Below are 15,936 nucleotides of genomic sequence, written 5' to 3'. Positions count from 1 at the left end.
TCGCTTCAATCTTTATCTAAGATAAGGATGAGTACAAATAGTGAACGGAAAACTTGTGGAGTGGATCGGTTTAGTTGACCCACTCACTTTCATTTATAAATATCAATTAATTAGATTATCGACATTCTCAATTAATGCGGCCTTTAGTTCAGCTTGTTTTTCATCATCTAATCGACCACCTATGTCAGAGGTAAGAATAAATAAATCCTCCGCTCTTTCTCCGATAGTCGTAATTTTTGCGGCATGAAGATTCACGCCTAGCTGTGCAAAAGTCGCTCCAACGGTTGCCAATAATCCTGGTGTGTCTAAGGCAACAAATTCCATCAAGGTACGCTTACCAGTTTTTGTTGGTAAGAACTCCATGCGAGTTTTTACCGTAAAATGTTGTAATTGACGTGGTGGGCGACGGGTTTTAATGTGACTTTCTTGGGTTTCAAGCTCAACCGCATACAATTGCTCAATTAAGCGCTGTTGTCTCTCTTCATCTATTGGTTCATCGTTCTGATCCAGAACCATGAAGGTATCTAGAGCATAGCCATCTTTACTCGACATGATCTGAGCGTCATAGATGGTAATACTACGTCTATCGAGTTCTGCTGCAACGGTTGCAAATAAGTGAGCTTTGTCTTTACTGTAAATGAAAATTTCAGTACCACCACGAGCTGCATTTTTACTGACTAATATTAGTGATGACTTTTTATCTAAGTGGCGAAGCAGATTACTGCTGTGCCACGCAATTTGTTGGTGAGTATGACGTAAAAAATAATCAGCTTTAAAGCGACGCCATAAATCTTCAATTTCCCATTGAGTAAACCCTTCACTGCGTAATTGCGCTGAAGCCATGTATTGATTATGGCGGATACGATCACGCATGTCGGGTGGATTCTCTAATCCTCGACGTAATGCTCTTTGAGTAGCGTTGTATAAATCGGCAATGAGAGAGCGTTTCCAACTGTTCCAAAGATCAGGGTTAGTTGCACAAATATCAGCAACAGTCAGACAGACTAAGTAATCTAATCGCTCTTCATCTCGAACCTGTTTAGCAAACTCTGTAATAACGTCGGGATCATAAATATCGCGGCGTTGAGCGGTAACAGACATCAGTAAGTGACTCTTAACTAACCAAGAGACTAAATTAGCTTCAGGTTTCGATAACCCATGAGTAATACAGAATTCATAAGCATCAATAGCACCTAATTCAGAGTGATCTCCTCCTCGCCCTTTTGCTATATCATGAAAAATGGCGGCAATAATCAATAATTCTTTTTTGATTATCTTTGGATAAACTTCACAGCAAATGGGGTGTTTTTGTCTATTTTCTGAATCCAAAAATGTATTAATATGCTTTAGCAAACGGATACTGTGTTCATCAACAGTATAAGCATGGAACAAATCAAATTGCATCTGTCCTACAATGTGACTCCATTGAGGTAAGTAGGCTGAAAGTACACCTAACTTATGCATAGAGCTAAAGGCTTTATGAAGAGCGTTAGGGTGCTGTGTTAGTTGAATGAATTTGTCACGAGCTTCAGGTATATCACATAAAAAACGATTTAATCGTCGGCGAGCCGTACGTAGTTGTCGCATTGTTGGTGGAGCAACGCCTTCAATAGATGAGTCATTTGCCATGAGCAAGAACATATCAAGAATAGTGTCAGGACGAGCTTGAAATAAGGCTGGTTTTCTTGCTTCAATGAACCGACCACGCCGTTGAAAATCATCATTAATAATAATGGCTTTTTCTTGCTCGCCTTGGTTAATAATAGCAAGGTCAAAAATTTTCAGAAGCATACTATTGAGCTCCGCGACACGACGTAGGGTTCGATAAAACTCCTTCATCATGCGCTCAACACCACGATTTCCCTCACCAATAAAGCCTAAATGCTCAGCAACTTGTGGTTGATGGCCAAAAGTCAGGCGATTGTCATACCGTTTTAGTTCTATATGCAGAGCAAACCTTACCCGCCATAAAAATTCTTGGCATTCTAATAGTTCTCGGTATTCAGCATCGGTTAAAAAACCAGCTTGGCTCATCTCAAGTAAAGAAGTTGCCCCAAAATGACGTCGAGCAATCCAACTTAGGGTATGAATATCTCGTAATCCACCCGGACTTGATTTTATGTCTGGTTCTAAATTATAGGTCGTATCGTGATAGCGTCGGTGGCGTTTTTTTTGTTCTTCAATTTTGGCTTGATAAAAAGATTCACTTGGCCAAAAGCTATCAGAATGAATGTTTAATTTTAATTGATGAGCCAGTTCTTCATTGCCACAGATTAAACGAGCTTCCTGCAGGTTGGTTGCTACGGTTAAATCATTTTTTCCAATCTCTATGCATTCTGATAATGAACGAACGCTATGGCCAATTTCTAGTTTTAAATCCCACAGTAACGTGACGAAGTTACTGACTTTTTGACAAAAATCATCGCTAGTGGCATCGCTGGTTAAGATAAGGATATCAATATCAGATAGAGGATGAAGCTCACTACGGCCATAACCACCAACAGCAATCAGTGAGGAGTTAGGTGAATCATTAAATTTAAAAAATAGCCATAAACGTGAAAGTAACTGATCGAAATAGGTGGCACGCTGAAGAACCAACTCTGAAACAAGTAGGCTTTGGTGAAAGCAATCCGTTTGATGTTGAGAGAAAAGAGTGAGTTGCTGTTTTAATTCAGTAATTGTGAGTTGCTGATCAGATAAAGCAAGAGGCGATGTGTATTTCATAGCAATCCCTGCTGATAAAAAAAACAGAAGACCGAAGCCTTCTGTTTATGTTTATTATTTGTTTTTCATATGGCGAGGAATAGTTTCCTCTGCGCGAAGGGTTAATACTTCGCAACCAGTTTCAGTGACTAAAATGGTATGTTCCCACTGAGCGGTATTTTTACCGTCACCAGTATAAACAGTCCAACCATCGTTATCATCTTGAAGACAACCAAATTTACCTAGGTTAATCATTGGTTCGATAGTGAAGGTCATGCCTGCTTTTAATACAGTACGATCGCTGTTTTTGTAGTGAACAACTTGTGGTTCTTCATGGAATTTTGCACCAATGCCGTGACCACAGTAATCACGAACGATAGAGCATTTTGGTGTTGTTCCCTTGATGTATTTTTGAATAGCAGTACCAATTTCACCCAGTTTTACACCAGGTTTTACTTTACGCATACCTACATACAGGCTTTCTTGTGCAATTAAGCATAGACGCTTATCTGTAGAGCTAACGTCACCAATCAAAAACATTTTTGAAGTATCGCCGTGGTAACCATCTTTGATTACTGTGATGTCGATATTAAGAATATCGCCATCTTTTAGTACTGCTGGTTTAGTAAAACCATTGTATTGCTCATCTTGTGTTGCTGGAATACCGTGACACACAATGTGATTGATTGAGGTACAAATAGATTTAGGAAAACCATGGTAGTTCAGTGGTGCAGGAATAGCACCTTGTACTTCAGTAATATGCTTGTGGCAAATTTGATCAAGTTCTTCTGTTGTTACCCCTGCTTTTACGAAGGGTTCAATCATTTCAAGTACTTCTGCGGCTAATTGGCCGGCAACGCGCATTTTTTCAATTTCTGCAGCGTTTTTAATATTTACTGACATGGGCTTTTCTCTATCTAGAAATAAATCGTTCTGGTTAAACGATAATTGTTCTTAGTTTACCTAGGCTGTGTTTATCTTTCAATATGAAGAAGAATGAAAAATAATTCTTCTTTCAAAGGAATTAAGAATGATTTTTTTGAAAATAGTAGATTTTAGCGGCGTTTTTATGGTATAAAGCGCGCCGGATTGATGAACAATTTGTTCTCAATACCGACTATACTTTAATTTTAAATCACACACATACCGTCACGCTGTCCGGGGTGCTCAATTTTTTGATTGTTTCAATCAAATGGTTAGGGTCGGATTACAAGCGGGGTATGTGGAGGCTTAACCCCATTTAATAGAGGAATTCTCAAATGGCAACTGTATCAATGCGCGATATGCTTAAAGCTGGTGTTCACTTCGGTCACCAAACTCGTTACTGGAACCCAAAAATGAAGCCATTCATCTTTGGTGCTCGTAACAAAGTTCATATCATCAACTTAGAAAAAACTGTACCTATGTTCAACGAAGCTTTAGCTGAACTTGCTAAAATCGGTAGCAAAAAAGGTAAGGTTCTTTTCGTTGGTACTAAGCGCGCTGCATCTGAAGCTGTTAAAGAAGCTGCAATCAACAGTGACCAGTACTACGTGAACAACCGTTGGTTAGGCGGCATGCTTACTAACTTTAAAACTGTTCGTCAGTCTATCAAGCGTTTAAAAGAGTTTGAAGTTCAAGCTCAAGACGGTACTTTCGAGCAAATCACTAAGAAAGAAGCGCTTATGCGTACACGTAGCATGGAAAAACTAGAGAAATCTCTAGGTGGTATCAAAAACATGAACGGTCTTCCAGACGCGTTATTTGTTATCGATGCTGACCATGAGCACATTGCAGTTAAAGAAGCAAACAACCTAGGTATCCCAGTATTTGCTGTTGTTGATACTAACTCAAACCCAGATGGCGTTGACTACATTATCCCAGGTAACGATGACGCAATCCGCGCTATCCAACTTTACCTGAACGCTGCTGCTGATTCTGTAAAGTCTGGTCGTAACCAAGACGTTGCAGCTGTAGCTGAAAAAGACGGTTTCGTAGAAGCTGAGTAATTTTTCGACTCGTCGAATTATTATTTGCTCCTAGTGAGTCTTTTAGTTTCGTAGTAAACTAAATATAGTTAGCAGGGGCCCAATTTGGCCCCTGATTTTTAACTTTTATACCTATTTATATTGAGGAATTGAGAATGGCAACTGTAACTGCTGCTCTAGTTAAAGAACTTCGTGAACGTACTGCTGCTGGTATGATGGAATGTAAGAAAGCACTTGTTGAAGCTGAAGGCGACATCGAGCTAGCAATCGAAAACATGCGTAAATCTGGCGCAGCAAAAGCGGCTAAAAAAGCAGGCAACATCGCTGCTGAAGGCACAATCATTATTAAAGAAGAAGCTGGCGTTGCCGTTCTTCTTGAAGTTAACTGTCAAACTGACTTCGTTGCTAAAGATTCAGGTTTCCTAGCATTTGCTAACGAAGTTGCTGAAGCAGCTTTAGCTGAGCGTCTAGAAATCGAAGCTCTTCAAGCTAAATTTGAAGATACTCGTATCGCTCTAGTTACTAAAATTGGCGAAAACATCAGCATCCGTCGCGTTCAACTTGTTGAAGGTGCTGCACTAGCTTCTTACCGTCACGGCGAGAAAATCGGTGTTGTTGTTGCTGGTGAAGGCGAAGTTGAAACACTTAAGCACATCGCTATGCACGTTGCTGCTTCTAAGCCTGAGTACGTTAACCCATCTGACGTACCTGCTGAAGTAGTAGAAAAAGAGCAAGCTGTTCAAGTTGAAATCGCTATGAACGAAGGCAAACCTCAAGAAATCGCTGAGAAAATGGTTATCGGCCGTATGAAGAAATTCACGGGCGAAGTTTCTCTAACAGGTCAAGCTTTCATCATGGAACCTAAGAAAACTGTTGCTGAAGTTCTTAAAGAAAAAGGCGCATCAGTATCTAACTTCGTACGTCTAGAAGTTGGTGAAGGTATCGAGAAAGCGGCTGAAATGAGCTTTGCTGACGAAGTAGCTGCAGTACAAAAAGGTTAATCCTTTCGTATTGTTGATAAAAAAGACCGTGGCCATGCTGCGGTCTTTTTGTGAATAAAGAATCAACTTAGTTTTAATGCCTCTTGTATTACATTAAACGATAGTTGTAGCCATTTGCTTTTACAGAAATACATTTAATATCAAATGGCTACAGTTATTTCGACAACTCTTAGTGAAAAGGTAAGAACCATGACGACGAACCCGAAACCAGTATATCAGCGTATTCTATTGAAACTTAGTGGTGAAGCACTTCAAGGCGAAGAGGGTTTTGGTATTGACCCTGCAACACTTGAGCGTATGGCTCAAGAAGTAAAAGAACTGATTGAACTTGGCGTACAAGTTGGTGTTGTAATCGGTGGTGGTAACCTTTTCCGTGGCGCAGGTCTTGCTGAAGCTGGCATGAACCGCGTTGTAGGTGATCACATGGGTATGCTAGCAACCGTAATGAATGGTTTGGCAATGCGTGATGCGCTTCACCGTGCTTACGTTAATGCTCGTGTAATGTCTGCAATTCCTCTTAAAGGTGTGTGTGACGATTACAACTGGGCTGATGCTATTGCTCAGCTTCGTCAAGGCCGTGTAGTGATTTTCTCTGCAGGTACTGGTAATCCATTCTTTACGACAGATTCAGCTGCGTGTTTACGTGGTATTGAAATCGAAGCAGACGTAGTATTAAAAGCAACCAAAGTAGATGGTGTGTTTACTGCAGATCCAGTATCTAACCCTGATGCAGAATTATATGATAAACTGGATTACAACACTGTTCTTGAAAAAGAATTAAAAGTTATGGACTTAGCTGCATTTACTCTGGCACGTGACCATGAAATGCCTATTCGTGTGTTCAATATGAACAAACCTGGTGCATTACGTCGTGTTGTTATGGGTGAAACTGAAGGTACTTTAATCAGTAGCGCTAAATAATCGTCCGAAATAAAAATAACAATTAAGGTGAAGTTGTGATTAACGAAATCAAAAAAGACGCTCAAGAGCGTATGGAAAAAAGTGTTGAAGCACTTAAAAATAACCTGTTAAAAATTCGTACAGGCCGTGCTCACCCAAGCCTACTATCTGGCCTTAGTGTTGAGTATTACGGTGCAAGAACACCAATCAATCAAGTAGCTAACATTATTGCTGAAGATTCACGTACTCTTGCAATTACTGTTTTTGATAAAGAACTTGCTGGTCTTGTTGAAAAAGCGATCATGATGTCAGACCTTGGTTTAAACCCAATGTCTGCTGGTACTGTGATTCGTGTGCCACTTCCACCGCTAACAGAAGAGCGTCGTAAAGATCTTGTTAAGATCGTACGTGGCGAAGCTGAAGGTGCTCGTGTTGCTGTTCGTAATATTCGTCGTGATGCAAACGGTGATGTTAAAGGTCTTCTTAAAGATAAAGAAATCTCTGAAGATGACGATCGCAGAACACAAGACGACATTCAAAAGCTAACTGATATTGCAGTGAAGAGCATTGATGAAGTACTTGCAGTTAAAGAAAAAGAGTTAATGGAAGTATAATTTACTTTTATTACTCATTGTTCAGACTGATTTTTTCATTTAATTAATGATATGATATCGGCGATGAACACGATAAGAAGCGCTGTGTGTAGACATCAGCGCTTTTATTTTTAAGGGAGTTATATGACCAGTCCAACTAACAGCGAGTTTTTATCATTTGATGTATTACCAAAACATATTGCGGTAATTATGGATGGTAATGGACGTTGGGCGAAAGCTCAGGGAAAACCTCGTGTATTTGGTCATAAAGCCGGTGTTGACGCGGTGAGAAAAACCATATCAGCGGCGAGTAAATTAGGCATCAATGCGATTACACTTTTTGCTTTTAGCAGTGAAAATTGGCGCCGTCCCGAAGAAGAAGTTAGCGTTCTTATGGAGTTGTTTATCACGGTACTTTCTCGTGAGGTAAAACGTCTTCATAAAAATAATATTCAATTACGTGTGATAGGTGATACTTCTCAATTTAGCTCTCGTCTTCAAAAGAAGATTGTGGATGCTGAAGCATTAACCTGTGAAAATTCAGGTTTAGTGTTAAATGTTGCTGCAAACTATGGCGGCAAGTGGGATATTACCCAAGCAGTTAAACGTCTTGCTTATCAAGTAGAGCAAGGTAATTTACAGGCAGATAATATAGATGAAGCAATGATTGCTTCTAAGCTGACAATGTCAGATTTGCCTGATGTGGATTTGATGATAAGAACCAGTGGTGAATGTCGTATTAGCAACTTTATGTTGTGGCAAATGGCGTATGCTGAGTTCTATTTCACCGACCAATATTGGCCTGACTTTAATGAACAAAGCTTAGCAGATGCTGTTGCTTGGTTTGTAAGTCGAGAAAGACGATTTGGTTGTACGGGTGAACAAATCCAAGCTCTAATGAACGAAAAGGATCGATAAAGTTTGAAACAGCGCATTATTACTGCTCTTATCTTAGCCCCTCTAGTCATTGCTGGCATTTTCATGTTGCCAATGCAAGGCTTCTTAATTGCGATTACTGCAATTACTCTGGTTGGTTTTTGGGAGTGGACTCAGTTTACTGAATCAAAATCACGTTATGTTGCTTTAATCCCTTCAGTAGCAGCCCTTGCTGCCTCTTTATTTTTACTTCCTACATCAACACTTGAATTGATGATTCCAAGTGATGGACACCAAGCGATACTATTGATTGGTACTATTTGGTGGTTAGTTGCGTCAGGACTCGTACTTACGTTTCCAAGCAGTAAGAAATTATGGCAAAACAACCTCCTTTTAAAGCACCTTTTTGGTTGGTTAACCATGATCCCATTTTTGTGGAGTATTCTATTACTTCGCGCAGACAGTTATGCACTAGATAACTTTTATGGTGCGAAATTAGTCTTATTAGTTTGTTTACTAGTGTGGGCTGCTGATAGTGGCGCTTACTTTGCGGGTAAAACTTTTGGTAAACGTAAAATGTCACCAGCGGTAAGCCCAAACAAAACGATTGAAGGTTTAATTGGTGGCATTATCACCGCAATTATTATTGGCTGGGCTGCAGCAAGTGCCTTTGATATTCGTTTTGAAAGCACAGCAACAATGATGGGAATATTTATAGCGACTATAATCATCTCAGTATTAGGTGATTTAGTAGAAAGCATGTTTAAGCGTGCATCTGATATTAAAGATAGCGGCACCATCATTCCTGGTCATGGTGGTATTTTAGATCGTATCGATAGCTTAACTGCGGCATTCCCTGTTTTTGCTTTCTTATATTTCTTTTAATACCAATGTAACTAATTAGATGTTCTATTTATTACGCAGGAAAATCACTTAAGAGTAAGGCAAAAATTCTTATAAGTAGTTATTCTACAATAATAATTTTTAACGCAACTATTGAGTGATTTAACTAGTAATAATGTTCAGATAATTAATGGAATTGGTATACGCTGGCATTAGATATTCGGCAATGAATATCACCTAATTCATTTTAAGTTATACGGTAGATATTATTATCTACCGTTTTTCTATCTTTTACTCATCATGGCAATTTTATTATGCGCAAGTTAACTATTTTAGGCGCTACGGGCTCAATTGGCAGTAGTACACTTTCAGTCGCAAAACAGAACGTGGATCAATTTGAAATTGTGGCTCTGGGTGCGGGTTCTAATGTTGATAAGATGCTAGAACTTTGCAGTGAATGGCAGCCTAAATACGTTGCGATGGCATGTAAGACTGCTGCTGATAATCTAAAAGTGCTGCTAAAAGAGCGTAAAATAACGACTGAAGTATTCTCTGGTGAAGAGGGCCTGTGTCATATAGCTCAGCTTGATGAAGTTGATACAGTGATGGCCGCTATTGTTGGTGCTGCAGGTCTATTACCAACAATGTCAGCAGTAAAAGCGGGTAAACGTATTCTGCTGGCAAATAAAGAAGCTTTAGTTATGTCTGGTCAACTGTTTATTGATGCCGTTGAACAGTATGGTGCTGAATTACTTCCGGTCGATAGTGAGCATAATGCGATATTCCAATGCCTCCCTCAATCAATTCAAGCAAAGCTAGGTCGTTGTGATTTAGATGCTAATGGTATTAGCTCTATTTTATTAACAGGCTCTGGTGGTCCTTTTCGTTATACCGATGTAAGTGAACTTGAAACGGTCACTCCTGAGATGGCAATTGCCCATCCAAACTGGTCGATGGGACCTAAAATTTCAGTTGATTCAGCAACAATGATGAATAAAGGCTTAGAGTATATTGAAGCTCGCTGGCTATTTAATGCGAGCAAAGAGCAGTTGAAAGTGGTTATTCATCCACAATCTGTCATTCATTCTATGGTGCAATACAAAGATGGCTCTGTGCTTGCTCAGATGGGGCTGCCAGATATGAGAACACCAATTGCGTGTACCATGTCTTATCCTGAAAGAGTGAATGCGGGTGTTGAGCCGCTAGACTTTACTAAAGTCGGTGAGTTTAGTTTTATTACTCCTGACTTCTCTCGTTATCCATGTCTAAAGTTAGCTATTGATGCATGTTACTTAGGTCAGCATGCGACGACTGGTTTGAATGCGGCAAACGAACAGTCTGTTGCTGCTTTTTTGAACGGTGAAATTAAATTTACCGATATCGCTCGAATTAATGAGCTGGTTTTGAACAAAGTCTGTGCAAACTTCCAAAACCTTGAGCTAGATAGCTTGGAAAGCCTGATTGACCTAGATAGAATGGCGCGTCATTATGCCGATGAGGCAATTAAAAAGGTTTAACTATGTCAGAACTTCTATGGAATTTAGCATCATTTATTATTGCACTAGGCATTCTTGTTGCTGTGCATGAATACGGCCACTTTTGGGTTGCGCGCCGTTGTGGTGTAATTGTTGAGAAGTTTTCAATCGGTTTCGGTAAAGCACTTTGGAGTAAAAAAGGCAAAGATGGCACTGAATACAGTATTTCAATGATCCCGCTTGGTGGTTATGTGAAAATGCTGGATGAGCGTGTTGATGATGTGCCTGAAGAGCTAAAAAAACACGCCTTTAATAACCGCCCTCTATGGCAAAGAAGCGCTATTGTTGCAGCGGGCCCAATCGCAAACTTTATTTTTGCCGTGATTGCATGCTGGCTTGCTTTTATGATCGGAGTAACAGCCCTTAAACCTGTTGTCGGTCATATTGATGATAACTCTATTTTTTCTCAAGCAGGAATTGAATCAGGAGTGGAACTAAAAGCCATTTCAGGAATCAAAACTTCCGATTGGGAAGCGGTAAACATGGCGATTGTTTCTCATATCGGTGATGAATCAATGACGGTAACCTACAGCGATAAAAATAATATTGGTGTAGATATTACTAAATATCTTGATTTATCGGAGTGGGCATTTGACCCAGAAAAAGATTCACCGATGGTGTCATTAGGTTTTTTACCTTACCGTCCTGAATTGACGCTTGATATCGCGAATGTTAGTGCGAACAGTGCCGCTGAAAAATCAGGGTTACTTGTTGGAGATAGCTTAGTTTCGATTAATGGAACTCAGTTAACGAAGTGGCAAGAGATGGTGAATGCTATTCAAGCCAACCCAAATAAAACGATTGAATTAACCGTTCTTCGTGATGGGGTTGAAACTACTTTGGCATTAACACCAGATAGTAAAGAAAATGCTAAAGGCGATGTGATCGGCTTTGCTGGCGTTTCACCAGTCTTTGAGCAATGGCCTGAAGGCTATCGTTATGAAAAACAGTACGGCCCATTTGTTGCGTTTGGAAAAGCGATTGAAAAAACAGGCAGTATTATTGATTTAACATTAACCATGACTAAAAAATTATTCACGGGTGATGTTGCTTTAAATAACTTAAGTGGCCCTATCTCTATCGCAAAAGGAGCAGGAACCACCGCTGAGTATGGTTTAGTATCATTTTTAGGATTTTTAGCTTTAATTAGTGTTAATTTAGGTATTATTAATCTATTACCTCTTCCGGTATTGGATGGCGGACATTTACTCTTTTTTGCTATTGAAGGCATTACACGTAAACCCGTATCGGAAAGAGTTCAGGAAATTGGTTATAAAGTAGGTACAGCAATGATCATGTCATTAATGGCTGTCGCTTTATTTAACGACTTTATGCGCCTTTAAGTAGTAGCAAGGGAATTATAAAACGTATTATGGCGATGAAAAAATTGTTGATTGCTACATTGCTCTTTAGCAGTGTAGCAGCGCAGAGCGCAGAAACTTTTGTGGTTGATGACATACGCTTTGAGGGATTACAGCGTGTAGCATTAGGTGCTGCATTACTTAAAACTCCAGTTCGAGTTGGCGATTCAATGAGCCAGCAGGATGTATCACAAGTCATTCAAGCACTATTTGCTTCTGGTAACTTTGAAGATGTAAAAGTATACCGTGATGGTAATGCTTTATTGATCAAAGTTACTGAACGACCAACGATCGCAAACATCTCTTTTTCTGGTAACAAAGCCATTAAAGAAGAGCAGATGCAGCAGAACTTAGAAGCTTCTTCTATTCGTGTCGGTGAAGCTTTAGATAGAACGACACTAAGCAATATTGAAAAAGGCTTAGAGGACTTCTATTACAGTGTTGGTAAATACAATGCGACGGTACACGCGGTAGTGACTCCACTTCCTCGAAACCGTGCCGATTTGAAATTTGTATTTACAGAAGGTGTATCAGCTAAAATTCAACAGATTAACTTTATTGGTAATGAAGTTTTTACGGATGAGCAATTGCTTGGTCGCTTTAATCTAAGTGTTGATGTTGCTTGGTGGAACTTCTTAGCGGATGAAAAATACCAAAAACAAGTATTAGCAGGTGATATTGAAGCTTTACGTTCATATTACTTAGATCGCGGTTATTTGAAGTTCCAAGTTGATTCAACTCAAGTATCAATATCGCCAGATAAGAAAGGCGTTTATATTGCATTGACGGTTGAAGAAGGCGCTCCTTATACGGTTAGTGGTGTAAAATTTCAAGGCGAGCTAATCGGTAAAGAAGAAGAGTTTAAAAAGCTAGTTACTTTTGAAGACGGTGATATTTATAACGGCTCTGCAGTTACTCGCTTAGAAGAAAATGTAAAACGAATCTTAGGTGAAGCGGGTTACGCTTACCCTCAAGTTCGTACCATGCCTGAATTTGATGATGAAAACCAAACGGTATCATTAGTCATTAACGTAGAAGCGGGTAACCGTATTTACGTTCGTGATATCAAGTTTGTTGGTAATACATCGACTAAAGATGAAGTGTTACGTCGTGAAATGCGTCAGATGGAAAGCGCTTGGTTAAACTCAAAATCAATTGAAACCGGTAAAAATCGTCTTAATCGTCTTGGTTTCTTTGAAACGGTAGATGTACAGACGATTCGTGTTCCTGGCTCGGATGATCAAGTTGATCTGGTTTATTCTGTAAAAGAAGCAAACTCAGGCAGCGTTAACTTCGGTGTTGGTTACGGTACTGAATCAGGCGTAAGTTTCCAAGTTGGCCTTCAGCAAGATAACTTCATTGGTTCTGGTAACCGTGTTGGTATCAATGCAATGATGAACGATTACCAAAAGAACATCAGTTTAGATTACCGAGACCCTTACTGGAACCTTGATGGTGTCAGTTTAGGTGGTAAGATTTTCTATAACGAATTTGAAGCATCAGATGCAGGTATTGTTGACTATACCAACCAAAGTTATGGTACTAGTTTAACCTGGGGTTTCCCATTTGATGAGCTGAATTATTTTGAGATTGGTGTTGGCTATACTCATAATAAGATCGGTAACTTGGATGAGAACGAACAAGTAAGTAAGTTTAAACAATCAGTTGGTGATGCTTATGATGACAAAAACAATGAGCTAAACTTAAACGACTTTGATATTACTTTATCGTGGACGCGTAATAACCTGAATAAAGGGTACTTCCCAACAGCAGGTAACTATCAGCGTGCATCATATAAAATATCAACGCCAAACTCAGATGCTAAGTACTTTAAAGCACAATATGAAGTGCGCCAATACTTCCCATTAACTAAAAAGCATGAATTTGCTTTATTGATGCGTGGTAAGGCTGGCTATGGTAACGGTTACGGTCAAACCGATGGTAATGATAACCTGTATCCATTCTATGAGAACTTTTATGCAGGTGGTTTTACAACCTTACGTGGTTTTGGTTCAAACTCAGTAGGTCCTAGAGCGGTATACGCCCAAGGTTCAGGTTCTGCTGGAGGTAATAACCCTGAATATATCGTAACGGATGATTCGACCGGTGGTAATGCGACAGCGCTAGCCAGTGTTGAATTGATTGTACCAACTCCGTTTGCCGGTGAAGAAACTCAAAGTCAGATCCGAACCAGTGTGTTCTTTGATATGGCAAGTGTGTGGGATACCGAAGCTCAGTACAGTGACAGTCAAATAGCAAGTGGTAGTCAGTACTACTATGATTATTCTGACCCAAGTAACTTCCGTTCTTCATACGGTGCCGCGCTTCAATGGATGTCTCCGATGGGGCCATTGGTATTCTCAGTGGCGAAACCTGTGAAAATTTATGAAGGTGATGATGATGAATTCTTTAGTTTCACCATTGGTCGAACTTTCTAAGTATTGATAGCTCTAATAGAAAAGTGTTAATGTAAAACAAACCTATTTAGGTCAATAATAATCAAGTAAGGATATGATTTTGAAAAAATTAGTAAAAGTAGCCGCTTTAGGCGCAGTAATGTTAAGTGGTTCTTTTTTTGCTAATGCAGCAGAAGCAGCAACTAAAATTGGTTATGTGAACATGGCTCAAATCGTTCAACAGATGCCACAGCGTGAAGCTATTTCAGAAAAACTTCGTGCTGAATTTAAAGATCGTATTGATGAACTACGCAGCTTAGAATCAAAAATCAAAGATAAAGTAGAAACAATCAAACGTGACGGTGAGCTACTAGGTGCATCTGGTAAGACTAAACTAGAACGTGAGATCGCTTCTCTACAATCAGATTACAAATTAAAAGCACAAGCATTAGATGAAGATAACCGTCGTCGTCAAGGTGAAGAGCGTCAGAAATTGATTATGCAAGTGCAGCAAACTGTTGAAAAAGTAGCAAATAAAGAAGGTTACGATATGGTTGTTGATGCAGCGACACTTCTTTGGGCAAAACCAGAAGACAACCTATCTGAAAAAGTAATTAAAGCAATTAAATAAGGTTGAACATGACTCGTATTACGCTTGCTGAATTGGCAAAAAAACTAGGTGCAACAGTCCACGGAAATGGTGATGTTGTTGTTCATTCTATCGCTTCGATGAGCAAAGCTGGTGAAGGGGACATTACGTTTCTTTCTGATGCTAAATATCGTAAGCAAATGGGTGATTGCCAAGCCACTGCTGTGATAGTTAAAGAAGCAGATGTGGAATTTTGCCAATCAAACGCATTGATAATGAAAGATCCGTATTTGGGTTTCGCATTAGCAGCGCAAGCGTTAGATACAACACCTGCACCAGCAAAAGACATTGCAGCGTCAGCATTCATTGCTGATGATGCCGTGATTGGTGAAGGTGTTGCTATTGGTCATAATGCAGTTATTGAATCAAAAGCTGTTATTGCAGATGGTGCGATTATTGGCGCTGGCTGTTTTATCGGTCAAGAAGCTAAAATTGGTAAAAATACTAAGTTATGGGCTAACGTATCTGTTTATCATCGTGTCGAAATTGGTGAATCTTGTCTTGTTCAAGCAGGTACAGTCATTGGTTCTGATGGCTTTGGTTATGCAAATGATCGTGGCACATGGGTGAAAATCCCACAGCTAGGTTCTGTGATTATTGGTGATAATGTTGAGATCGGCGCTAATACGGCAATTGACCGTGGTGCGATTGATAATACTGTTATTGAAAGCAATGTAATCATTGATAACCACATTCAGATAGCACATAACGTACAAATCGGATCAGGTTCTGCGATGGCTGGTGGTACAATTGTTGCTGGCAGTACCAAAATTGGTAAGCATTGCATTATTGGTGGTGGTTCAGTGATCAACGGTCATATTGAAATTACCGACGGTGTTACCATTACTGGTATGGGTATGGTTATGAGAGGCATTGCTGAGAAGGGCATGTATTCTTCAGGTATCCCACTGCAAACCAACAAAGAATGGCGTAAAACCGCAACGCGTGTGCATAAGATTGACGATATGAACAAGCGCTTAAAGGCAGTAGAGAGAAAACTGGTCGATTAGTTATCCCTTTGTCACATTCTAATTAATAAGTATTGGTCTGCATTTTGCAGACCTTTGTCTATCTATTATTACTCTATTTGAGCTACACTAAGACTCAGATAC

The 15,936-nt window shown here is 39.7% G+C and carries 13 protein-coding genes; 11 read left to right on the top strand and 2 right to left on the bottom strand.

The window, feature by feature from the left end; translation table 11 throughout:
* Positions 1 to 102 precede the first annotated feature (102 nt).
* Together glnD and map are read right to left on the bottom strand one after the other, a co-directional pair.
* Positions 103 to 2,724 carry a bifunctional uridylyltransferase/uridylyl-removing protein GlnD gene (gene glnD / locus ED622_RS12130; RefSeq protein ID WP_122034363.1) on the bottom strand — a complete coding sequence of 874 codons (2,622 nt, stop codon included), beginning with the start codon at positions 2,722 to 2,724 and terminating at the stop codon, positions 103 to 105.
* A gap of 54 nt (positions 2,725 to 2,778) precedes the next feature.
* Positions 2,779 to 3,606, bottom strand: a complete 828-nt coding sequence (gene map, locus ED622_RS12125; RefSeq protein ID WP_122034361.1) for a type I methionyl aminopeptidase — start codon at positions 3,604 to 3,606, stop codon at positions 2,779 to 2,781.
* A gap of 356 nt (positions 3,607 to 3,962) precedes the next feature.
* Here map and rpsB point away from each other — a divergent pair, with 356 nt between their 5' ends.
* From rpsB to lpxD, 11 genes are all read left to right on the top strand, one after another.
* Complete coding sequence (gene rpsB, locus ED622_RS12120; protein WP_122034359.1) at positions 3,963 to 4,691, top strand: 30S ribosomal protein S2; 729 nt, start codon at positions 3,963 to 3,965, stop codon at positions 4,689 to 4,691.
* A 134-nt stretch (positions 4,692 to 4,825) separates the two neighbouring features.
* Complete coding sequence (gene tsf, locus ED622_RS12115; protein WP_122034357.1) at positions 4,826 to 5,671, top strand: translation elongation factor Ts; 846 nt, start codon at positions 4,826 to 4,828, stop codon at positions 5,669 to 5,671.
* 189 nt (positions 5,672 to 5,860) lie between these two features.
* A complete protein-coding gene (pyrH, locus tag ED622_RS12110) occupies positions 5,861 to 6,592 on the top strand; it encodes a UMP kinase (protein ID WP_122034355.1) in 732 nt (243 codons plus the stop codon).
* A gap of 35 nt (positions 6,593 to 6,627) precedes the next feature.
* Complete coding sequence (gene frr, locus ED622_RS12105; RefSeq protein WP_122034353.1) at positions 6,628 to 7,185, top strand: ribosome recycling factor; 558 nt, start codon at positions 6,628 to 6,630, stop codon at positions 7,183 to 7,185.
* Positions 7,186 to 7,308: 123 nt separating this feature from the next.
* Positions 7,309 to 8,082 (top strand): isoprenyl transferase, encoded by a 774-nt coding sequence (locus tag ED622_RS12100; protein ID WP_122034351.1) that lies wholly within the window; start codon positions 7,309 to 7,311, stop codon positions 8,080 to 8,082.
* 3 nt (positions 8,083 to 8,085) lie between these two features.
* Entirely contained in the window at positions 8,086 to 8,925 is an 840-nt protein-coding gene (locus ED622_RS12095; RefSeq protein ID WP_122034349.1) for a phosphatidate cytidylyltransferase, read from the top strand.
* 272 nt (positions 8,926 to 9,197) lie between these two features.
* Complete coding sequence (ispC, locus tag ED622_RS12090; RefSeq protein ID WP_122034347.1) at positions 9,198 to 10,400, top strand: 1-deoxy-D-xylulose-5-phosphate reductoisomerase; 1,203 nt, start codon at positions 9,198 to 9,200, stop codon at positions 10,398 to 10,400.
* Between the two features lie 2 nt (positions 10,401 to 10,402).
* Positions 10,403 to 11,761, top strand: a complete 1,359-nt coding sequence (gene rseP / locus ED622_RS12085; RefSeq protein WP_122034345.1) for a sigma E protease regulator RseP — start codon at positions 10,403 to 10,405, stop codon at positions 11,759 to 11,761.
* A 29-nt stretch (positions 11,762 to 11,790) separates the two neighbouring features.
* Positions 11,791 to 14,217, top strand: a complete 2,427-nt coding sequence (gene bamA, locus ED622_RS12080) for an outer membrane protein assembly factor BamA (RefSeq protein WP_122034342.1) — start codon at positions 11,791 to 11,793, stop codon at positions 14,215 to 14,217.
* A 73-nt stretch (positions 14,218 to 14,290) separates the two neighbouring features.
* Complete coding sequence (locus ED622_RS12075) at positions 14,291 to 14,806, top strand: OmpH family outer membrane protein (RefSeq protein ID WP_122034340.1); 516 nt, start codon at positions 14,291 to 14,293, stop codon at positions 14,804 to 14,806.
* A gap of 8 nt (positions 14,807 to 14,814) precedes the next feature.
* Entirely contained in the window at positions 14,815 to 15,834 is a 1,020-nt protein-coding gene (gene lpxD / locus ED622_RS12070; RefSeq protein WP_122034338.1) for a UDP-3-O-(3-hydroxymyristoyl)glucosamine N-acyltransferase, read from the top strand.
* The last annotated feature ends 102 nt before the right edge of the window (positions 15,835 to 15,936 follow it).

Source organism: Aliivibrio sp. EL58, from assembly GCF_900312675.1.
Lineage (GTDB): Bacteria > Pseudomonadota > Gammaproteobacteria > Enterobacterales > Vibrionaceae > Aliivibrio.
The sequence above is the reverse complement of the archived record's forward strand: the minus strand, read 5'-3'. Positions and strand labels throughout refer to the sequence as shown.